Below are 21834 nucleotides of genomic sequence, written 5' to 3'. Positions count from 1 at the left end.
TCAGGTGAAGTCTGGGTCGGGTTCGTCAGTGTACGCGGCTGCGTCGAGCGGCCAGTGCCTGCGGCCGTTGTTGAGGACGCCCTGGCTCTCCTGCAGATAGCAGGCGCCGCACAACGATTCGTAGCTGACGGACGCGCCGTCGATGGCGACCTGATCCCCGTCGAACACGAAGATCCCGTCGATCTTGCGGGCGTTGAAGATCGCTTTCCTGCCGCAGCGGCAGATGGTCTTCAGCTCCTCGAGGGTGTGCGCGATCTCGAGCAGGCGCCTGCTGCCGGGGAACGCGACGGTCTGGAAGTCGGTGCGGATGCCGTACGCGAGCACCGGGATGTTCTCGAGCAGCGCGATCCTGAGCAGGTCGTCGATCTGGGCCTCTGTGAGGAACTGGGCCTCGTCGACGAGGAGGGCGCTGACGTCGCGGTCGTATCGCTTGACCGTGCGCTCTCTGTGCTGCTGGAACCTGCCGTACGCGTCTGTCTCCGGCGTGATCAGGTAGTCGACCTCGCGGGTGACGCCGAGCCGCGACAGGATGCCCATGTCGCCTTTGGTGTCGATCGACGGCTTCGCGAGCAGCACGCGATGCCCGCGCTCCTCGTAGTTGTAGGCCGCCTGGAGCATCGCCGTGCTCTTACCGCTGTTCATCGCGCCGTAGCGGAAATACAGTTTTGCCACGCACCGATCCTATGGGGTGCCACCCGATGGTCAGGTGAGATAGCCGTCCTCCGCGGCGCGCCGGATCAGATCGGCTCGGGAGCTCGTCGGGCGTCCAGCCTTGCCGTACTTCTCTCGCACTCTGCGCAGGTAGGTCTTCGCGGTCTCGTATTGGACGTTCATCGCCTTGGCCACCTCCGAGGTCGTCCTGCCGTCCGCGTACAGAGTCAGGGCCTGCCGCTCTCCGTCGCTCAGCCGCGGCCGTGCCGACTCCGGGATGCTCGGCTTCGGTCGCCAGGTCGGCTCGGACTGCGGCTCCTTCGCCGTGTCGCCTCCCTTGCCGCGTCCCATCGCGTCGAGCGCTGCGTCGAGCACGTCTGTCATCGGCTGGGTCTTGCTGAGGTAGGCCACAGCACCAGCGGCGAGCGCCGCGTCCCGGTCTTCTGCTGTGTCGACGGCACTGAGCACGATGACCTTGGCTCCTGCTGCCCGGCAGGTGCGCACCCTGGCGCCGATGGAGATGGTCTCGCGCAGCTGCAGGTCCATGATGACGAGGTCGGTCGGGAACTGGTCGCTGTGGACGAGTTCGAGCCAGCTGCTCGCCCTCAGAACGAGGTCGAGGTCGGGGGCGTGCTTCTCTATCCACGACGACAGGCTATCGAGCAGGAGCTCGTGGTCGTCGAGGAGCGCCAGCCTGATCGGCGGCGCGGTTGATGCGGTGTTCACCTGTTCTCCCCTTCCGGGTAGGCGAATCGGATGGTGATGTGCTGCCCGTGGATGCGCAGGTTCGCGTCCATCGCGACGGAGCGCAACGAGCTGAGCAGGGCGGACAGCGCGTGTCTGATGTCGCGCGGCGCCTGCGCCACCGTCGCGGTCAGTTCGAACTCGGGATGCTCCGGGTTGCTGGCGACGATGCGCACCGAGCCGGGGTCGAGGCCGGGGAGGGCAGCGGTCGTGGCGATGATGGCGCCCACGAGCGCCCGCTGCTCGTCGCTGAGCGCGCGGTCCAGGCGGTCGGGATCATCGACCATCCGCGCGGAGTGGGTGGCTCGCGGGTCGAGTCCGCGAAGCGCGAGCGCCTGTGCGAGCCGTTCGCCCAGCCAGGTGCGGTCGACCGCGGTGACCGTTCCGTCGCGGAGCTGGACGGCGAGCTCCATGGCGCGTTCGGTGTCGGCCGCTGTCACTTCGCCGCGCCGCAGCAGGTCGGCGAGGAAGGGCACTGTCGCTTCGTTGAGGGTCGACATCTGCTCCTGGCCGACCATCCTGCGGGCGGTCTCGCGCAGTTCCGCATCGAGCTCCGCCTGACCGCGTTTGGCGACCTGACGCCAGGCCAGTGTCTGTCCTGTCATCGTCCAGGCGTAGCCGCAGCCGCCGCAGGCGAGCGCGATGATCGGGGTGGCCGAGACGGTGAAGTAGACGACGGGGCTGGTGACGATGGACAGGGATGCCGCCTGCATGGCGGAGGAGACCCCCAGCGCGAAAGCGGAGACGACGGCTACGATCAGGACCTCGGAGATCGGCCGGTACAGCGGCATCGCGATCAGGAACAGGGCGATGGCGATCTGCCCCCAGTCGTCCTGGATGCGCACATTGCGCCCCCACACCGCCGCCGTGAACGCGAGAGCGGCGACGATGGTCACGGCCATGATCGAGAGGTGCGCCCCTCGCCCGAACGGTGCGAGGGCGGGGTGGGCGCGCGCCGAGAACGCGATGCCCGCGAGGAGCAGCAGCACGATGGCGGAGTACGCGAGGGCGGGGTCGCGCAGCTGATCGCTGTGCTGGATGGTGGAGTAGACGGCGTATCCGACGGCGAGGACGCTCAGCAGCGGCACGATCAGCCACGCTGACTGGACGCCGAGCGGGTCGAGCCGCTGCGGCGTGCGTTCGAACGGCGTCGACCGCAGCCGCACGATGGTGGCGTCGTCGAGCTTGGTCATCCTGCGGCCTCCTCGTCGTATGACGGGACGACGATGAGCACGGTGGTGCCGACGTCTTCGCTCGAGTAGACGGTCACGATCCCGCCGACGCGCTCGATCCTGTCGTGCACGGACTGCCGCAGCCCGAGTCTGTCGCTCGCGGCCGCGGACGGCACGAACCCGCGCCCTTCGTCCACGACCATGACGGAGACGGAGCCCCCTGACGACGACAGCGTGACCTCCGCCGTCGCACTCCCGGAGTGCCTGACGACGTTGACGAGGCACTGCCGCACGGCGAGCCCGACGGCCCGCCTCCTGTCCGGTGAGAGCGTGGCGAGCACATCCCTGTCGCCGGATACGCTGACCGCCAACCCTTCGTCGCGCGCCTGCTCGATGGCCTGGTGGAGTTCGCTGTCGAACCATGCTTCCCCTGGTCCGTCGTCGCCCAGTGGATGCGGCATTCCCTGCCGCACGGGACCTGACGGTGGCCAGGCGGGATCGGAGGGCGGCCGGGCCGGACGTGACGAAGACCAGTCGGCGTCGTGAGCACGCCCTGATTCAGCCGCGGTTCCTGCGGCGCCCGCCCCATCAGCGCCGCCCGCCTCGCCGGCGGTGCCATGCTGTCGGCCTGCCACCGACGCCCCGAGGCTCAGCAGGTCGGCCTCGATGCGCTCTCGCAGCTTCGGCGGGAGCTGCCCTGGCCGCGCGGCGGCAAGCGCGAGCAGATCGCTGAGCACCGTGTCGTGAAGGTCGGCTGCGTACTCCGCGATCACGTCGCGGCGCAGGTCGATGAGCCGCGCATCCCGAACCGATCGGTGGATGGCCGATTGCGGACGGCTTCTGGAGCCTCTGGTCAGCCCGTCGAACGCGAAGATCCCGACGAACAGGAGGTAGGCGCCGAGCGAGATCGCATCCGGCCGGAACCCCCGCCCCGCCGTGAGCGCGGCCAGCACGACCGCCGTCTCGGCGAGCGCGAACCCGAGCGTCGACCACAGGATGCCGTAGAGCGACCCTGTGCCTGCGCCGCCGACAAGAGTCATCGCGACCACCGGCAGTGCGATGACGAACAGGTTGGTGTCCGCGTATCCGGGGTTGAAGTCGAGCAGGATCAGCACGTAGAAGTACGTCGAGAAGGCGCCGACCACGAGGTAGGCCACTGTCAAGATGACGGTCCTCCCGCGCGACAGCAGCACCAGCAGCCCGACCATCGGCAGCAGCACCAGCAGTCCGATCCAGGAGTACGCCCCCGCCGACCCGAACCCTGCGACCGCCACATTGACGAAGGCGGACCCCAGGCACACCAGTGCAGCCCACCGCGCAGCGGCGGCCAGTGCCCGCGAGTTGGCGACACGCGACAGATGACTCGGTAGCCCGAGCGACATCGCCACCCCCTCGTGTACGGCGTCCGTGCGCCTCAGATGGATTATGCCATCACTCTCACCCCCTGCGTACCCCGATCTTCACCCCGTGTACCCCGGAAACGTGGCTCGATCAGAACAGCGTCGGCTGCACCCCCAGCACGGTGAGCCCGTTCGCCTCCGCATCCGCCTCCTCCGGTATCACCCGCGTGCGGCGCACCCCGGAGGCGGCAGCCGTCACGCGCCGTTCCCCCTCGCCGTCGCGCAGCATGCCGAGCGCCGTCGACCGCACGCCTCCAGTGACAGGGTCTTCCTCTCCGCGCTCCAGACCGTGCGCGGCGATCAGCGGCTTGATCTTGGCCGCGAGCCACCGCCGGTACTCCTTGGGCGCGTGCGCGCCGCCTCCGTACATTCGTCGGTACTGCGGGAGCAGGTCGGGATGCTCGCGCCCGAGCCAGAGGTAGTACCACTCCTTCACGCCCGGCTTGAGGTGGAGCGCGGTGTAGAGCACCGACGTCGCCCCCGCCTCCTTCGCCTGCCGCAACGCCTCGTCGAGGTGCGCCCTGGTGTCGGTCAAGTACGGGAGGATCGGCATCAGGAACACCGCGCAGTCGAGCCCGTGCTCTCGGACGGCCGTGACCGTCGCCAGGCGCGCCTTGGTGCTGGGGGTGCCAGGCTCGACGGACTGCTGCAGGTCGTCGTCGTACACCGCGATGGACATCGCCAGGTCGACGGGGACCCGGCGGGCCGCATCCGCCAGCTGGTCCAGGTCGCGCCGGAGCAACGACCCCTTGGTGAGGATGCTGAACGGCGTGCCCGTGTCGGCGAGGGCGTCGATGATCCCCGGCATCAGCGCGTAGCGCCCCTCCGCCCGCTGGTACGGGTCGGTGTTGGTGCCGAGCGCCACCGGGTGGTGCCCCCAGCTGGGCTTGCTCAGCTCCTTGCGGAGGACATCGGCCACATTGACCTTGACGATGATCTCCTGATCGAAGTCTTTGCCCGAGTCGAGTTCGAGATAGGAGTGCGTCGGCCTGGCGAAGCAATAGACGCACGCGTGCGAGCATCCGCGGTACGGGTTGATGGTCCAGCCGAACGGCATCGGCCCTCCCCCGCCGGGGATCTTGTTGAGCGCCGACTTCGCGAGCACCTCGTGAAACGTGATGCCCGCGAAGTCGGGCGTGCGCACCGAGCGCACCAGGTTGTTGAGCCGCGCCAACCCCGGCAGCGTCGACGGCTCCTCCGCCGTGAGTTCTTGCCCGCTCCATCTCATGCGTTCATTCGAACATATGTTCGAAGGTTAAGCAAGCGCCTCAACGCGCGAGCCGCCGCGCGTCACACGATCCGCCCGCCGGCCATCTCCACCCGCTCGCCCGTCCACGCCGCGCGCAGCCAGCGGTCGTGGCTCGCCACCACCACGGCCCCCGGGTACGCCCCGAGTGCCTCCTCCAGCTCGGTCGCGAGCGACAGCGAGAGGTGGTTGGTGGGTTCGTCGAGCAGGAACACGTGCGGCGGTTTCGCGAGGATCAGCGCCAGTGCGAGCCTGCGCTGCTGCCCGATCGAGAGCGTGCCGACCGGACGGTCGACATCGCGGGGCGCGACGAGACCGAGGCCGGTCAGCGGCACGGCTTCCGCCCGCCGCTCCCCGAGGCGTTCCTCGTAGATGCGGCGAGAGCTGGCCGCCGGGTCGGCGAAGCGCACATCCTGTTCGAGGAGGCCGACGCGCAGCCCCTTCCGCCTCGTCACCGCGCCCGTCTCCACCTGCTGCAGCCCGGCCAGCGCCGACAGCAGGGTCGACTTGCCTGCGCCATTGTGTCCGGTGATCAGGATGCGAGACTGCGGTTCCACCCGGAACGACGCGATGTCGAGCCGGTCGGGGATGCGCGCATCCGACACCTGCACAAGCGTGCCTGCCTCCTCGTTCAGCGCCTGCGAACCGGTCGGGATGCCGGCGAAGCTCAGGATCGCCGGTGGCTTGCGCACCTGGGTCTCCCGAAGCTCGTCGAGCCTGCCGGACGCGTTCTTGATGCGACGGCTGATCTGCTTGTCGAGCGCGCCGCCCTTGAACGACTTCGCGAACTTGTCGTTGTCGCGCACTTTGCCCGACCAGGCGATGCCGCGAGCGGTCACGTCGACCGCGAACTTCAGCGCCTTCAGCTCGTCCTGTTCGTCGGCGAACTGCTTCTCCCAGCGCTGCCTCTCGTCCGCTTTCGCGGCGAGGTACGCGGAGTAGTTGCCGCCGAACACTGTCGTGCCTGAACGAGAAGGGTCGAGGTCGAGCAGGCCCGTCGCGACCGCGTCCAGGAAGGCGCGGTCGTGGCTGGCGAACACCACGGGTCCCCGCCAGGCGATGAGCTGCCGTTCGAGGAAGCGGGCAGCGTCGTCGTCGAGATGGTTCGTGGGCTCGTCGAGGAGGAGCGCATCCGGCCTGGACAGCAGGAGCGCCGCGATGGCGAACCTGCTGCGCTGGCCGCCTGACACCTCGGACAGCCGCCTGTGCAGCGGGATGGACCCGACACCGAGGCCGTCGAGGAGTTCGTCACGGCGCGCATCCACGCTCCAGACGTCGGCGTTCTCCGCCGCATCCAGGGCGTTGGCGTAGCGCGCGTCCGCGTCCTGGTCGTCACCGCCGAGCGCGGACGCGGACGCCTCGAGCTCGCGCTCGACGGCGCGCACCTCCGCCAGCGAGCTCTCGATGAGGGCCGCGAGCGTGTCCTCCGGCGCGAAGCGGACCTCCTGCCAGAGGATGCCGGTGCGCGCGGGACGCACGAGCGTTCCCCCGTCCGGAGTCTCCGCGCCGCCCAGGATGCGCAGGAGCGTCGACTTGCCGACGCCGTTCTCGCCGATCAGGCCGAGACGTGCGCCGGGCGCGACCGTGATGGACACGTCGGTGAGCACCCGGTGATCGCCGTAGCTCTGCGAGACGCCGTCCGCCTTGAGGTGGTCGGCGACCGCGGCATGAGCCGGGTGGGCCGGGTGAGCCGGGGCAGCAGGTGCCGCGGCGTCCGTGGCTGCGGTCGGGATCGTCGTTGGAAGGTTTACTGGCATGGAATCCGCCTTTTCGAGCGCTCCGTGGAGCCGATTCCCGCCGGGTGTTCCCGCCGATAGCCGCGCCGGAGCGCTGAATAGTGATGACGATGTCATCCGGCTATGTCGACGGCGCCACGATGCACAGCATCGCGAGGGCGAAAGCCTCAGGCGCGGGACGAAAGGAGATTCCTACTTCATAGCGCCGACGACTCTACCAACGTCGCGCGCGTTTTGTCCAGGCACGATTCGTGCAGAAGGTGCGGTCGGAACTGCGCCGACCGCACTCTCCGCACGAGGAGTGCGCCTGGGTCAGCGCGAGATGTGGAGGATGTCGGCCGTCGCGGCGGTGACGCGCTCTGCCTCGGCAGGCCGGTCGTTCAGGGTCGTCCCAATGGTGGGGACGAGCTCCGTGAGCGTCGGCAGCCAGGCGTTGTAGCGGTCGGGGAAGCAGCGCTTGAGCAGGTCGAGCATGATCGGCACCGCGGTGGATGCGCCCGGCGAAGCACCGAGGAGACCGGCGATCGAGCCGTCCTCCGATGCGATGACCTCCGTGCCGAACTGCAGCACGCCGCCCTTCTTCGCGTCCTTCTTCATCACCTGGACGCGCTGGCCGGCGGTGATGAGCTCCCAGTCCTCGCTCTTGGCGGTCGGCATGAACTCCTGCAGCGCCTTCATCTTCTTGGCCCGGTTGGCGAGCAGTTCGCCGACGAGGTACTTGATGAGGTCGAAGTTGTCCTTCGCGACCGCGAGCATCGGGATGAGGTTGCCCGGCCGGACAGAACCTGGCAGGTCCCACCACGTGCCGGTCTTGAGGAACTTGGGGCTGAATCCCGCGTACGGGCCGAACAGCAGAGACGTCTGGCCGTCGACCACGCGCGTGTCGAGGTGCGGCACCGACATCGGCGGAGCGCCGACGGCGGCCTTGCCGTAGACCTTGGCCTGGTGCTGGGCGACGATCTTCGGGTCGCTCGTGCGCAGGAACTGCCCGGAGATCGGGAACCCGCCGAAGCCGTTGATCTCGGGGATGCCCGACTTCTGCAGCAGGTGCAGCGCGCCGCCTCCTGCACCGACGAACACGAAGCGCGCGGTGACCTCGTGCGGGGTGTGACCGACCTGGTGGCGCACCTTGAGCTTCCAGAGGCCGTCTCTGGTGCGCTTGATGCTGCGCACCTTGTGGTTGAGGGCGACGTCTGCGCCGCGGCGCTGGAGGTCGTCCACGAGCGCCTTGGTGAGCGCGCCGAAGTCGACGTCGGTTCCTGCCGGCACCCTGGTCGCGGCGACGCGCTGCCTCGGGTTGCGCTTCTTGGTGAGCAGCGGGGTCCACTCGGCCAGCACGGCCGGGTCCTCCGTGTACTCCATGCCGGCGAACAGCGGCTGGTCTTTGAGCGCCTCGTAGCGCTTGCGCAGGTACGTGACGTTGTCGCGGCCGTGCACGAACGTCATGTGCGGCGTGGAGTTGATGAACGTGGACGGCTCAGGGAGGTCGCCTGACGTCACCAGGCTCGCCCAGAACTGGCGGCTGAGCTGGAACTGCTCGTTGATCGCGATGGCCTTCGCAGGGTCGACCGTGCCGTCGGACGCCTCTGGCATGTAGTTGAGCTCGCAGAGGGCTGCGTGGCCGGTTCCCGCGTTGTTCCACGGGTTGGAACTCTCCTGCGCCACCTCGCCCAGGTTCTCGTACAGCCGGATGGTCCAATCCGGCTGCACCCTCTGGATGAGGGCTCCGAGCGTGGCACTCATGATGCCACCGCCGATGAGGACGACGTCGATGGGAGAATTACTCACCCGTCAATCCTACGGTGCCGGGCGCGTCCCTTCGTCCGCGGCGGCCGACGACCTCGCCTGTCACGGCGCGGACGGGATCCTGCGTCAGGCGGTGACGGGCGTCGTGAGGCGCTCTGCGACGATCTCCGCGATCTGCACAGCGTTGAGCGCTGCGCCCTTGCGGAGGTTGTCGTTGCTGATGAACAGCGCGAGTCCGCGACCGGCCGGCGCCCCTTCGTCCCTGCGGATGCGTCCGACGAAGCTCGGGTCCTTGCCCGCGGCTTCGAGGGGCGTCGGCACGTCGGTGAGAACCACGCCGGGGGCCTTGGCGAGGAGTTCCTCCGCACGCTCAGGGCTGATCGGCTTCGCGAACTCGGCGTTGATGGAGAGCGAGTGGCCGGTGAAGACGGGCACGCGCACGCAGGTGCCGCTGACCAGCAGTTCCGGCAGGCCGAGGATCTTCCTGCTCTCGTTGCGGAGCTTCTTCTCCTCGTCCGTCTCGTTCTCGCCGTCGTCGACGATGGAACCGGCGAGCGGGATCACGTCGAACGCGATCGGCCGGACGTACTTGACGGGATCCGGCATCGCGACGGCGGAACCGTCGTGCACGAGCTGCAGCAGGTTCTCGTCCGCGACGGCCGTGCGGATCTGGCCGGCCAGCTCCTCGGCGCCGGCGAGGCCGGAGCCGGAGACGGCCTGGTACGTGCTGACGATCAGGCGCTCGAGGCCCGCCTCCTCGTGCAGGACCTTGAGCACGGGCATTGCGGCCATGGTGGTGCAGTTGGGGTTGGCGATGATGCCCTTGCGCGCATCCGCGATGGCCTCTGGATTGACCTCGCTGACGACGAGCGGAACATCCGGGTCCATGCGCCAGCCGCTGGAGTTGTCGATCACGATGGCGCCGGCCTCGGCGAACCGTGGAGCCTGCGCCTTGGAGCCGGTGGCCCCTGCCGAGAAGAGGGCGATGTCGATGCCGGAGACGTCGGCGGTCGCCGCGTCCTCGACCACGACGTCCTCACCCTTGAACGGCAGGGTCGTGCCTGCCGAACGGGCGGACGCGAAGAAGCGGATGCGCCCCACCGGGAAGTCGCGCTCCTCCAGCAGGCGGCGCATGACGCTGCCGACCTGGCCGGTCGCTCCGACGACGGCGACGGTGAGTTCTTTTGTCTCGCTCATGGTGTGGCCCCTTCGGGTCTCGTGTTGTGAGGTCGAACGGCGGTCGCGCTGTGCGCATTCCCGCCAGTGGTGAATCGGGCTCGTGGAACCGGGGTCAGCGACCCGTGCCCGCGTAGACGATCGCCTTGTCGTCTCCGTCGAGGCCGAAGGCCTTGTGGACGACGCGGGCGGCCTCGTTGACCGTGTCGGCGCGGGTGACGACCGAGATGCGGATCTCGCTGGTGGAGATCATCTCGATGTTGATGCCGGCGTCGAACAGGGCGGCGAACAGCTGGGCGGAGACACCGGTGTTGGTGCGCATCCCAGCCCCGACGAGCGCGAGCTTGCCGATCTGGTCGTCGTACTGGAGCGACTGGAAGCCGACCTCCGGCTGCTCCGCCTTGAGGGCGGTGAGCACGCGCTGGCCCTCCGACTTCGGCAGGGTGAAGGAGATGTCGGTGAGGCCGGTGGCCGCAGCGGACACGTTCTGGACGATCATGTCGACGTTGGCTTCGGTCTTCGCGACGATCTTGAAGATCTGCGCCGCCTTGCCTGGAACGTCCGGCACCCCGACGACGGTGATCTTGGCCTCGCTCAGGTCGGTGGCGATTCCGGCGATGATCGGCTCTTCCACGGTTCCGTCCTTCTTCTTCGCGGCCTCGACCGCTGCTTCGTTGAGCACGAGCGTTCCGTCGTTGTTGTTGAACGATGAGCGGACGTGCAGGGTCACGTTGTGGCGACGGGCATATTCCACCGCGCGAATATAGAGGACTTTCGCACCGGCCGCGGCCAGTTCGAGCATCTCTTCGCTGGTGATGCGGTCGATCTTGCGCGCGTTCGGGACGACGCGTGGGTCGGAGGTGAACACGCCGTCGACGTCGGTGTAGATCTCGCAGACTTCGGCGCCGAGCGCGGCGGCGAGGGCGACGGCGGTGGTGTCCGAGCCACCGCGGCCGAGCGTCGTGATGTCTTTGGTGTCGCGGTTGAAGCCTTGGAAGCCCGCGACGATCGCGATGGCGCCCTCGTCGAGCGCATCCCGGATGCGGCCGGGCGTCACGTCGACGATGCGGGCCGCACCGTGCTGCGCGTCGGTGATCATGCCGGCCTGGCTGCCGGTGAAGGAGCGCGCGTCGTATCCCATGCTGCGAATCGCCATGGCGAGCAGCGCCATCGAGATGCGCTCGCCCGCGGTGAGCAGCATGTCGAGCTCACGAGGGGCGGGAATGGGGGTGACGTCGTGGGCGAGGTCGAGCAGCTCGTCCGTCGTGTCGCCCATCGCCGAGACGGCGACGACCACCTCGTTCCCGCCTTTGCGGGTCTCGACGATGCGCTTCGCGACGCGCTTGATGCTCTCTGCGTCTGCGACGGACGATCCGCCGAATTTCTGCACAATGAGGGCCACTGATACTCCTGGGATAAGCCGGAAACCCCATCCTAGCCGCGATCACATACGCGGAATCCCATATGACGCCCCTGCCGTCGACCGTCAGGGATGGGGTCTGCGCACGCTCAGGAGATCAGGCGCCTGCCCTCGAACGCGCGCCCGAGGGTGACCTCGTCGGCGTATTCGAGGTCGCCGCCGACCGGGAGCCCGGAGGCGAGCCTGGTCACCCTGATCTCGAGGGTGGTCAGCAGCCTGCTGAGGTAGGTGGCCGTCGCTTCGCCCTCGAGGTTGGGGTCGGTGGCGATGATGACCTCCTGCACGGTGCCGTCCGCGAGACGCTGCATGAGCTGCCGGATGCGCAGGTCGTCCGGTCCGACGCCGTCGATCGGGCTGATCGCACCGCCGAGCACGTGGTAGAGCCCGCGGAACTCCCTGGTGCGCTCGATCGCGACGACGTCCTTCGCCTCCTCGACCACGCAGATCAGCTCGGGGTTGCGTCGCGGGTCGCGGCAGATGGTGCAGGTCTCCTGCTCGGAGACGTTGCCGCAGATCTCGCAGAACCGCACCTTGTCGCGCACTTCGAGCAGCACCTCGGCGAGCCGGGTGACGTCGAACGTCTCCGTCTGCAGGATGTGGAACGCAATGCGCTGGGCCGACTTGGGCCCGATGCCGGGAAGCCGTCCGAGTTCGTCGATCAGTTCCTGGACAATACCTTCGTACACGCGTTACCTCGACCCGGCAGGCGGGGCTGCCTGCTCTTCGATGAAGGTGGCGCCGAGGATCTCGCGCACCACCGCTTCGCCGTACCGCTGCGGCTGCTGGAACGTTGGCGTGCGCGCACCGGCCGCCTGCGAGGTGCGCGCCGGACGCTCCTCGACCCGGCCGCTGGATGCTGGACCAGTGGATGCACGCTGCTGGGCAGCCCCGGAGGGCGCCGTGGGCGCCGAGTCCGGCATGGAGGGTTCGTCGGGGGCGCTGACCGCCCACTCGCCTTCCGGCTCCGGGGGGAGCGGCGGCTCGTACGGCGGCTCGATCTCGGGCGGCGGGACGTCGTCGTGCGGGTAGTCTTCGCGCTCGAGCGTCGCGACCGCGGACGGAGCGGATGCGGCCGGCGCGGGCGCCGCCACGGGCGCCCCCACTGTCGCTGCGGAGGTCGCTTCTCCGGGGCTCGATGCGCCGCCGGGGATGCTGACGACGGCCCACTCCGTGGTGACGGCGGGCGCGGACGGAGCAGCGGCCGCGGGCGGGGCGGACGTCGCGGGAGCCGACGTCGCGGCCGCGGAAGATGCGGACGCCGCAGGAGCCGCAGGCGCGGAGGTCGACGGTGCAGGAGCCGCAGGCGCGGATGACGGAGCAGACCCAGCGGCCCCACCACCGGCACCAGGAGCACCCGCTCCTGGACCGCCAGGCGCAGGACGAACGCCGCCGGACGGACCGGCGCCGCCGCTCTGCGCTCCGTCTGCGCGCGCGATGAATTTCACGCGGATACCGAGGAGGTCGACGATGGCCTGGCGAAGGTACTCGCTCACGCCCTTGGTGTCCGAGCCCTGCTGCTGTTTGAAGCTGGCCACGTCGTTGTCGCTCGGGAACGACAGCGTGAGGACGTCGTCGTTGAGCGAGCGGACCTGGGCCGTGAACACGACCATCCACGCGCTGCGCTTCGCCCGTTGAACGGCGTCGAGGATCTGCGGCCAGGTGTCTTTGACCTGCTGCGTCGTCACGGGACCGACCGGTGCAGGTGCTGGAGTCGCCGCGGGAGGCGCGACAGGCGCTGCGGACCGTGCTGCGGCCTGCGAAGCGGGGGAAGCAGAAGTGGTGGCAGCAGCAGTGGCGGTCTCGTCGGCCTGCGCAGGTGCAGGTGCAGGAGCAGCGGCACCACGTTGCGCTGCCGAAGCAGCCGGCGCCTCGGCCGTCACACCCGAGGCCGAATCCGCCGTAGCTGCAGTCGCCACCGGCGCCGCAACGGGTCGCGGCGCGACCTGCGGAGCCGCGGGAGCGGGCTCGACCGAAGCCGAAGCCGGAGCCGCAACCCCGCCCGTCGCTCCTGCCCCACCCGTCGCGTCGCTCACGCCGACCCGGCGCTCCAGTCGCTCCACGCGGGCAAGTGCCCCGCGCTCGCTCGCGTCGCTCGACGGGACGAGCACCCGCGCGATCATCAGCTCGAGGTGCAGTCGGGGCGAGGTGGCCCCCGTCATCTCGGTGAGCGCCGCATTCACGATGTCCGCAGAGCGGGACAGCTCGGCCGCGCCGAACTTCATCGCCTGCACGCTCATCCTGTCGAGTTCGTCCTGGGGAACGCCGCGGAGCACGGCGGCTGCGCCTTCCGCGCTGGTGGCGGAGACGACGATGAGGTCGCGGAGTCGTTCGAGCAGGTCTTCGACGAAGCGCCGTGGGTCCTGGCCGGTCTGCACGACGCGGTCGACGGCGCCGAACGCTCCAGCCGCATCCCGCGCCGCGATGGCGTCGACCACTTCATCGAGCAGGGCGGCGTGCGTGTAGCCGAGCAGCGCGACCGCTCGCTCGTATTCGACGGACGTGCCGTCGGAGCCCGCCATCAGCTGGTCGAGGAGCGAGAGCGTGTCACGCGGGGAGCCGCCGCCGGCGCGCACCACGAGCGGGAGCACGCCAGGAGCGACCTGCACGCCCTCTGCGTCGCAGAGCGTCTGAACGTATTCGAGCATCTGCGCGGGAGGGACGAGCCGGAACGGGTAGTGATGGGTGCGGGACCGGATGGTGCCGATCACCTTCTCCGGTTCCGTGGTCGCGAAGATGAACTTCACGTGCTCCGGCGGCTCCTCCACGATCTTGAGCAGAGCGTTGAAGCCCTGCGGCGTGACCATGTGCGCCTCGTCGAGGATGAAGATCTTGTATCGGTCGCGGGCGGGGGCGAAGATGGCGCGCTCCCGGATGTCGCGGGCGTCGTCGACGCCGTTGTGGCTGGCGGCGTCGATCTCGACGACGTCGAGCGATCCGCTGCCGTCCCGGCTCAGCTCGATGCAGCTCGAGCACTTCCCGCACGGGGTGTCCGTCGGACCCTCGGCGCAGTTGAGGCAGCGGGCCAGGATGCGGGCGGATGTGGTCTTGCCGCAGCCGCGCGGACCGCTGAACAGGTAGGCGTGATTGACCCGGTTGGTGCGCAGGGCCGTCATCAGCGGCTCGGTCACCTGCGACTGCCCGATCATCTCGGCGAAGGTGTCTGGCCGATAGCGGCGATACAGTGCGGTAACCACCCACTCATGGTACTTGCCGCCGCCGACATTCGGTCGTGAGGACCGGATCGGATCAGAGCGGCGTCCCGCCTCAGTGCCCTGGGACGCTGGACGGCTCGGAGAGCGCTTCCAGGATGCCGTTCCAGAGCTGCACCCGCGCGTCCTCCGTCGGCTGCGCATACGGCGCAGCCGGCAGGTAGAGCGGGGTGTACGGCGGAGCGTAGAAGAGATGCGTCGCGTTCGCCGCACGCACGTACACGTCGCCGACCCGCGCACCCCGTTTGGCGATTCCGGCGGACATCCACGCGCATCCGTTGTCCAGCTGCTCGTCGCGTCCTGCGCAGCCGAGCACGATCGGCCCAGGGATGCGGGAGAGGTCGAGCACGTTCGGGCCGCTGGTGTCGCGCGTGCCTGACGCGCACGGCACCCAGCTCCCGCCGACCGTCACCGCAGGGTCGGGCACGGGCGAGTTGCAGATCAGCCCTGTCGTGCCGCCCGGCGCGATGGCCCCGTAGACGAGCTGCGGGTACGCCACCGCCGTCCACAGGGCGAGCTGCGCGCCCCTGGAGGTGCCGAACGTGAAGATCCGCTGCCGGTCGACGCCCGGCTGCGATCGCAGCCAGGCGACGGCGGACAGGAAGCGCTCTGCAGGGAAGGTGTGCGACGGATCGAGCTGGCCGGCCGATCCGAACGTGGAGAGCGCGAGGGCCGGATAGCCGTTGGCGGCCAGCTGGGAGGCGGCGATGACGCCGGTCGGCGTCCCGTCGTCCGTTCCGTCGAAGACGATCACGGCGGGGCGGAGGGCGACGTCCTGAGTCTTCGGCTGGAAGTAGTCGCCGCTGATGCCGTCGTCGAAGACGGCGCTCGACTCCGACGCAGAGGAGAGCCCGACCCGCACGACGGTGGTCTGGGCGACGCGGCGACCGCCCGCGACAGCGGCCAGCCCCACCCGGAGAGTGGCTGCGCCCCACATCTCAGCGGACGACGCAGGAGCACCGGACCCGCTGCGCAGCGACCAGAGCAGCCCCATCCCGTCGACACCGGAGAACGGGGCATCGATGGGCGCCTGGCTGTCGAGGTCGACGGCGCCATTCGCGGGGACGAGGTAGTCGGCGTGCGACGACCAGACGGCGCCGTCGCGCACGGTGGCCGTGATCGTCACCCGCTGGCCGGGAGGGAGCGATGCCAGCGTGATGCCGACCGGCTGCCAGACCGGGCTCGGGTTCTGACTCACCACGAACCGCGGGCCGTCCTGGTGCTGGGCTCCAGACGGCTGCGCGCAGCCGGCGAGCGCAGCGACGCCGGCCAGCACGGCGACCACGGCGGCGAACCTCACACGTGCCATCATTCCACCGCCCCCTGCAACGCGGAGAGCGCAGCCACCCAGAACGCGCTCCGTGCACGCTCCGTCGCCTGCGCGAGCGTCGGAGCGAGGTCCGACAGCCCCACCGGCACGATCGGCGGCGTGCTGATCGTGTGCCCGCTGCCGACGGCGCGGAGGAACTGGTCGTCCGCCCGAACGCCCCTGGCCTGCTCCCCCGCTGTCATCCAGTCGCATGCGTTCGACAGGATCTCGTCCTTCGTGCCGCACGCCAGCACCACGGGGCCGGGGATGCGGTCCAGGCGGAGCGACGGCGTGTCCGCGATCGTGCGCACCTGGCTCTCGCACGGCACAGGATCCCCGTCGCTGGTGAGCGGAGATGCTCCGCCCGAGGCTGTGCAGAGCAGGGCGGTCGGCCCGCTCGCGGCGATGGCGCCGTACACGGCGTACGGCTCGGCGGCGGCGAACCAGAGGGCGAGCGGCGCCGCCCGCCAGCTTCCCCAGACGAAGATGCGGGACGCATCCACCTCCGTCTGCTCGGCCAGCCAGGTGCGCGCCGTGTCGAAGGACTCCACGCTGAGGGCGGACGATCCAGGGATCTGCCCCGTCGGTCCGAACGACGGCAGTACGAACGCGGGGAATCCGTTGGCGGCGAGCTGTCCTGCCACGAACGCGCCAGACGCTCCGCCATCGTCTCCGTCGATGACGATCACTGCTGGGCGCGACTGCTCCGTCGGAGGGTCGGGAGCGACGTACGTGCCGATCCGCCTGTCGAACACCGTCCCTCCGATGTCCTCCTCCCTGTCCGTGCCGCTCAGCAGGTCTCTCGCGAAGATGTCGCGTGTCGAGCTCGCGCTGCGATAGCCGGTGCGGTGGACGACCTGGGACGCGACCTCTCGGCCGTCCTGCTGCGCCGCCAGCCGGATGTCGACGTCGCCGCCGGCCCAGGTCTGCTCGAGCGCGCTCTGGCTGAGCGACGGTCCTGACATGCTCCACAGCAGGGCGGCGGGGTCGGCAGCGGCGTACGGGGCGAGCAGCGGCTTCGCCTTCCACAGGTCGATGACCCCGTTCGGCGGCACCGCGTACACCGCCTTCGCCGACCACACTCCGGATGCGGTGTGCGCCGTCGCCGAGAGCACAGCGTCCCCTCCTGGCTGCAGCCCGACCACAGAGAGGATGACGGGGTCCGACACCCCGGAGTGGAGCAGGTCGACCGTGAACCGGGGGCCGATCGAGCGCGGAGGACCACCGCATCCCGCGAGGGCGGCGACGGAGAGCACGACAGCGGCGACCATCAACGGGACCCGCGGCCTCCGCGCGCGCATCAGGCCCTCCCCGACCGCAGCAGCACGTTCAGCACGGCGTCCCAGAACGCGATCCGTGCGTGCTCCGTCGCCTCGCCCCTCTGCCCGTCCTGGACGGCGATCGGGAGCCCGGGCGGCACCATCGTGTCGTGCGTCGCCGCGCTGTCGCGCAGGATGACGTCGCCGGCGCGCGTGCCCCTGGTCGCCATCGCCGCGTCGAGCCAGTCGCACGCCGTCGGCAGCGTCTCGTCGTGCACGGAGCAGCCGATCACGATCGAGCCGCGCAGGACGGAGAGCGGAGGCGTTGCAGCATCGTTCACGAGCAGCGGGTCGATCATGCAGCCTTCCGGCACCCCTCCGTCGAACACCGGACCGACCGGGCTGGACGGGAGACAGAGCAGTGCCGTCGCTCCCCCGGCCGCGAACACGCCGGTCAGCCGGTCCGGGAAACGTGCGGCAGACCACAGCGCGAGCTGCTCGGACTGGCTGGTCCCGAATGCGAACACCTGCCGAGCGTCGACATCCGGCCGCTCGTCGAGCCAGTCGAGCACCCCGCCGATCGTGTCGGCGTCGACGATCGAGCTGAGACGCACGCCGTCCGCCGAGCGGCTCATGGGCACGACGAACACGGACGCGCCGAACAACGACAGCAACGGAGCGACGAAGTCACCGGATGCGCCAGGGGCCGGGTCGTCGAAGACCACCACGGCCGGGGTGCGCGGCCGCTCGATCGAGCGCGCACTGTAGAAGGTGCCGACCTGCACATCCTCGTGGGTCTGGGTCGGGATGCGCGGGGCGGTCCCTCCCGACCTCGCGGCCGTCGCCGCCAGCAGATCGCGGGTGAACACCGTCCTGGTGCGCACGTCGGCGCCGATCCCCTGCAGACGGAACGTGCGCGATGCGATGGCACGGCTGCCGTCGAAGGCCGTGACGGTGACGGGAGACACCTCGCGCATCCACTGCTGGGCGAGCGCCTGCTGCCCGAGCTGCGGACCGCGCAGCGACCAGAACAGCCCGGCAGAGTCCGGCTCGGAGAACCGGGACAGCTGCGGCTTGGCGGCGGCGAGGTCGAGGGCGCCGGAGGCCGGGACCGTATATGTCGCCGTCGAACTCCAGACGCCGCGCGCTGTGCTCATCCTCGCCTCCAGCCGCACCCGGCTGCCCGGCTCTGCCCCGACGAGCTGGAGGGGAACCGGCCAGAGCACGGAGGTGTACCTGATCAGTGGCGGCGTGACGAACCGCGGACCTGCCGACACGGCGGTCGACGTGCATCCGGAGAGTGCTGCGACCGCGACGAGCGCGAGGACGGCGACTGCTGCGTGCGCGGCGCGAGCGACACGCGCAGCTGCGAACCGCCGTCGCACCGTGCCGCTCCGCGCGCGCATGACATCACCGCCGCCGGTCGCCGGTCACCCGGCGGCTGAGGCCCCCGGTGTCCCGGCGATCGCCTGCACGGTCTGGCGGGCGATCTCCAGTTCCTCGTCGGTGGGAACGACGAGGACGGTCACCGGCGAGTCGTCGGTGGAGATGATCCGCGCCTCCGACGACCGGCTCGCGTTCCGCTCCCTGTCGAGCACGATGCCGAACGATTCCAATCCCTCCAGTGCATCCGCTCGCAGCGCGGCGTCGTTCTCGCCGACGCCCGCCGTGAAGGTGAGCACATCGAGGCCACCGAGGAGCGCCGTGTACGCGCCGATGTAGTGCTTCAGCCGATGCACGGTGGTCGCCAGGGCGAGCTGCGCCGCCTCGTCGCCGTCGTTCGCCGCGCGGCGCACATCCCGCATGTCGCCCGTGCCGGACAACCCGAGCAGACCGCTCTTGCGGTTGAGGAGTTCGTCGAGGCCGTCGATGTCGAGGTTCGCCCGCCTGGCCAGGTGGATGAGGACAGCAGGGTCGAGGTCGCCCGACCTGGTGCCCATCACGAGCCCTTCGAGCGGAGTCATGCCCATCGAAGTGTCGATGGAGCGGCCGCCGTCGATCGCGCACGCCGACGCCCCGTTGCCGAGGTGAAGCACGATCTGCTTCAACTCCCCGAGCGGACGGCCGAGGAACGCGGCAGCCGTCTCTGACACGTACTTGTGCGATGTGCCGTGGAAGCCGTACCTGCGCACCCGGTGACGCTCGGCGAGCTCAGCATCGATCGCGTACGTGTACGCCTCCGGCGGCAGCGTCTGGTGGAAGGCGGTGTCGAACACCGCGACGTGCGGAACGTCGGGGAACGCCTTCTCCGCCGCTCGGATGCCCTGCAGATTGGCCGGGTTGTGCAGCGGGGCAAGGTCGGCGAGGTCTTCGATGTTGATCTCGACCAGCGGAGTCACGATGGTGGGCTCGAAGAACCGTTTGCCTCCGTGCACCACCCTGTGGCCGACGGCGACGGGCGGATACTCGGCGAGGCTCGGCCCGTCGGCCTCGAACGCCTCGATCATCGCCTGGAACCCCGCGGTGTGGTCGGGGATCTCCAGGCTGCGCTCGCTCGTGCCGTTCGGGCCGCGATGGGTGGTGTGTCCCGACCGCTCACCGATGCGCTCCACGAGCCCGCTCGCCAGCGGCTGCTCGGTGTCGAGGTCGATGAGCTGGTACTTGAACGACGACGATCCGCTGTTGATCACGAGGACGGCGCTCATGCGAGACCCGCCTGGATCGCGGTGATGGCGACCGTGTTGACGATGTCGTCGACGAGGGCGCCCCTGGACAGGTCGTTGATCGGCTTGCGCAGTCCCTGCAGCACAGGCCCGATCGCCACGGCGCCGGCGCTGCGCTGCACTGCCTTATATGTGTTGTTGCCGGTGTTGAGGTCGGGGAAGATGAACACCGTCGCCCGTCCTGCCACCTGCGAGCCAGGCAGTTTCGCGGCACCGACCGCCGCATCCGCCGCCGCGTCGTACTGGATGGGACCGTCCACCGCTAACTGAGGCGCTCTCTCGTGCACGAGGGCAGTGGCCGCCCGCACCTTGTCGACGTCGGCGCCCGTGCCCGACTCGCCCGTGGAGTACGACAGCATCGCGACCCGCGGCTCGATGCCGAACTGCTCCGCCGTCTCCGCCGACGAGATCGCGATGTCCGCCAGCTGCTCCGCCGTCGGATCGGGGATGACGGCGCAGTCCCCGTAGACGAGCACCCGGTCGGCGAGCGCCATCAGGAAGACGCTCGACACCACGGACACCTCGGGGCGGGTCTTGATGATCTCGAACGCCGGACGGATCGTGTGAGCCGTGGTGTGCGCTGCACCGGACACCATGCCGTCGGCGAGACCGAGGTGGACCATCATCGTGCCGAAGTACGAGGGGTCCGTGACCGTGTCCGACGCCTGTTCGAGCGTGATGCCCTTGTGCGCTCTGAGCCGGGCATACTCCTGGGCGAAGCGCAGCCGCAGCACGTCGTCGAACGGGCTGAGCACCTCGGCGCCGGAGATGTCGACGCCGAGCTCGATGGCCCTCGCGCGCACCTCGAACGACTCGCCGAGGATGGTGAGCCTTGCGACTCCGCGGGCGAGCAACGTCGCCGCGGCGCGCAGGATGCGGTCGTCCTCGCCCTCCGGCAGGACGATGTGCTTGTCCGCGGCGCGAGCACGCTCCAACAGGTCGTACTCGAACATCAGCGGGGTGACGACATCCCGCGGGCTCACGTCGAGCCGCTTGAGCAGCGCATCCGCATCCACGTGGCGTTCGAACAGCGCCTGCGCGGTGTCGTACTTGCGCTGCGAGTCGGCGGCGAGCCTGCCGCGGGCGTGCGTGATCCGCACCACGGTGTCGTAAGTGCCGAGGTCGGTCTCCACGATCGGCAGCGGAGACCGGAGCCCGGAGAGCAGCCGCTCGATCGGCTCTGGCAGCTCGAACCCTCCGTTGAGCACGATTCCGGCGATGGAGGGGAACGTGCCGGAGGCGTTCGCCAGCAGCACGGCGAGCAGCACCTCCGTGCGGTCGGCAGGGACGACGACGACGGAGCCCTCGATCAGCCGCGGCAGGACGTTGTTCATCGACATGCCGGCGACCACGACGCCCAGCGCCTCGCGCGCCAGCAGCGCTTCGTCGCCCGCGATCAGAGTGGACCCTGTCGCCTCCATGATCGAGCGCATGCTCGGAGCGACGAGGAACGGGTCCTCCGGGATCGCCCACACGGGCGCCCTGTCGCCGCTCGGCGACACCCCGACGGCCTGCTGCACGGCGCTGACGACCTGATCCAGGTCGTCGGGGTCCGCACGGTTCGCGACGACGCCGAGCAGAGCGACGTGCTCGTCGCGCAGCTCGGCGACGGCCAGCTCGGTGAGCTGCTTCATGTCCTCCGCCGTGCGCGGCTCAGCCTGGCCGAGACGCTCTCCGAGGCCCTGACCGATGCGGCCGCCGAGGACGAGCAGCACGGGAGCCCCGAGATTCGCGGCGATCCGCGCGTTGAACCGCAGCTCGGTCGGGCTGCCGACGTCGGTGTAGTCGGAGCCGAGGATGACGACCGTGTCGCAGCGCGACTCGACCGCCCGGAAGCGGCGGACGATCTCGGAGAGGGCGGCTTCCGCATCCAGGTGGACGTCGTCGTAGGTGACGCCGATGGCCTCCTCGTACGCGATGTCGGCCGTCTCGCGCTGCAGCAGCAGTTCGAGAACGTAGTCGCGCTCGGAGGTCGACCGCGCGATGGGACGGAAGACGCCGACCCTTCCCACAGCGCGGCGAAGCGCCTCGAGCACCCCGAGAGCGACGGTGGACTTGCCGGTGTGACCCTCAGCGGACGTGATGTAGAGAGATCTCGCCACG

General features: G+C 69.6%; 16 protein-coding genes. All 16 read right to left on the bottom strand.

What is annotated here, in order from left to right; genetic code table 11:
• The 16 genes from ASE16_RS03300 to pta all read right to left on the bottom strand — a co-directional run bounded on the left by ASE16_RS03300 (position 1) and on the right by pta (position 21833).
• Complete coding sequence (locus ASE16_RS03300; RefSeq protein ID WP_055890520.1) at positions 1–672, bottom strand: thymidine kinase; 672 nt, start codon at positions 670–672, stop codon at positions 1–3.
• Positions 673–702: 30 nt separating this feature from the next.
• Positions 703–1377 carry a helix-turn-helix transcriptional regulator gene (locus ASE16_RS03295; RefSeq protein WP_055890518.1) on the bottom strand — a complete coding sequence of 225 codons (675 nt, stop codon included), beginning with the start codon at positions 1375–1377 and terminating at the stop codon, positions 703–705.
• A complete protein-coding gene (locus ASE16_RS03290) occupies positions 1374–2588 on the bottom strand; it encodes a hypothetical protein (protein WP_055890516.1) in 1215 nt (404 codons plus the stop codon). Before ASE16_RS03290 ends, ASE16_RS03295 begins: the two co-directional genes overlap by 4 nt.
• Entirely contained in the window at positions 2585–3949 is a 1365-nt protein-coding gene (locus ASE16_RS03285; RefSeq protein ID WP_055890514.1) for a sensor histidine kinase, read from the bottom strand. The genes ASE16_RS03290 and ASE16_RS03285 overlap by 4 nt, the downstream gene beginning before the upstream one ends.
• Before the next feature lie 109 nt (positions 3950–4058).
• Complete coding sequence (locus tag ASE16_RS03280; protein ID WP_055890512.1) at positions 4059–5195, bottom strand: Rv2578c family radical SAM protein; 1137 nt, start codon at positions 5193–5195, stop codon at positions 4059–4061.
• 62 nt (positions 5196–5257) lie between these two features.
• Positions 5258–6970: an ABC-F family ATP-binding cassette domain-containing protein gene (locus ASE16_RS03275; RefSeq protein WP_082581186.1), complete on the bottom strand. Its 1713-nt coding sequence runs from the start codon at positions 6968–6970 to the stop codon at positions 5258–5260.
• Between the two features lie 291 nt (positions 6971–7261).
• Positions 7262–8737, bottom strand: a complete 1476-nt coding sequence (locus tag ASE16_RS03270; RefSeq protein ID WP_055890510.1) for a malate:quinone oxidoreductase — start codon at positions 8735–8737, stop codon at positions 7262–7264.
• 84 nt (positions 8738–8821) lie between these two features.
• Entirely contained in the window at positions 8822–9892 is a 1071-nt protein-coding gene (locus tag ASE16_RS03265) for an aspartate-semialdehyde dehydrogenase (protein WP_055890508.1), read from the bottom strand.
• Between the two features lie 94 nt (positions 9893–9986).
• Positions 9987–11273 carry an aspartate kinase gene (locus tag ASE16_RS03260; protein WP_055890507.1) on the bottom strand — a complete coding sequence of 429 codons (1287 nt, stop codon included), beginning with the start codon at positions 11271–11273 and terminating at the stop codon, positions 9987–9989.
• A 107-nt stretch (positions 11274–11380) separates the two neighbouring features.
• Positions 11381–11977: a recombination mediator RecR gene (gene recR, locus ASE16_RS03255; RefSeq protein WP_055890505.1), complete on the bottom strand. Its 597-nt coding sequence runs from the start codon at positions 11975–11977 to the stop codon at positions 11381–11383.
• 3 nt (positions 11978–11980) lie between these two features.
• The gene (locus ASE16_RS03250) at positions 11981–14485 is read right to left on the bottom strand and encodes a DNA polymerase III subunit gamma and tau (protein WP_055890502.1); all 2505 of its coding nucleotides are present in this window, start codon (positions 14483–14485) and stop codon (positions 11981–11983) included.
• A gap of 70 nt (positions 14486–14555) precedes the next feature.
• Positions 14556–15800, bottom strand: a complete 1245-nt coding sequence (locus tag ASE16_RS03245) for an acyl-CoA thioesterase/BAAT N-terminal domain-containing protein (protein ID WP_235500304.1) — start codon at positions 15798–15800, stop codon at positions 14556–14558.
• Between the two features lie 8 nt (positions 15801–15808).
• Positions 15809–17110: an alpha/beta hydrolase family protein gene (locus ASE16_RS03240; protein ID WP_055890498.1), complete on the bottom strand. Its 1302-nt coding sequence runs from the start codon at positions 17108–17110 to the stop codon at positions 15809–15811.
• Positions 17110–18474: an acyl-CoA thioesterase/BAAT N-terminal domain-containing protein gene (locus ASE16_RS03235; RefSeq protein WP_082581185.1), complete on the bottom strand. Its 1365-nt coding sequence runs from the start codon at positions 18472–18474 to the stop codon at positions 17110–17112. The genes ASE16_RS03240 and ASE16_RS03235 overlap by 1 nt, the downstream gene beginning before the upstream one ends.
• Positions 18475–18498: 24 nt before the next feature.
• Positions 18499–19713, bottom strand: a complete 1215-nt coding sequence (locus tag ASE16_RS03230) for an acetate/propionate family kinase (RefSeq protein ID WP_055890496.1) — start codon at positions 19711–19713, stop codon at positions 18499–18501.
• Positions 19710–21833 carry a phosphate acetyltransferase gene (pta, locus tag ASE16_RS03225; protein WP_055890494.1) on the bottom strand — a complete coding sequence of 708 codons (2124 nt, stop codon included), beginning with the start codon at positions 21831–21833 and terminating at the stop codon, positions 19710–19712. The genes ASE16_RS03230 and pta overlap by 4 nt, the downstream gene beginning before the upstream one ends.
• Between the last annotated feature and the right edge of the window lies 1 nt (position 21834).

The organism is Leifsonia sp. Root227, from assembly GCF_001428745.1.
Classification (GTDB): Bacteria; Actinomycetota; Actinomycetes; order Actinomycetales; family Microbacteriaceae; genus Leifsonia.
This window is presented reverse-complemented; position numbering and strand designations above follow the sequence as displayed.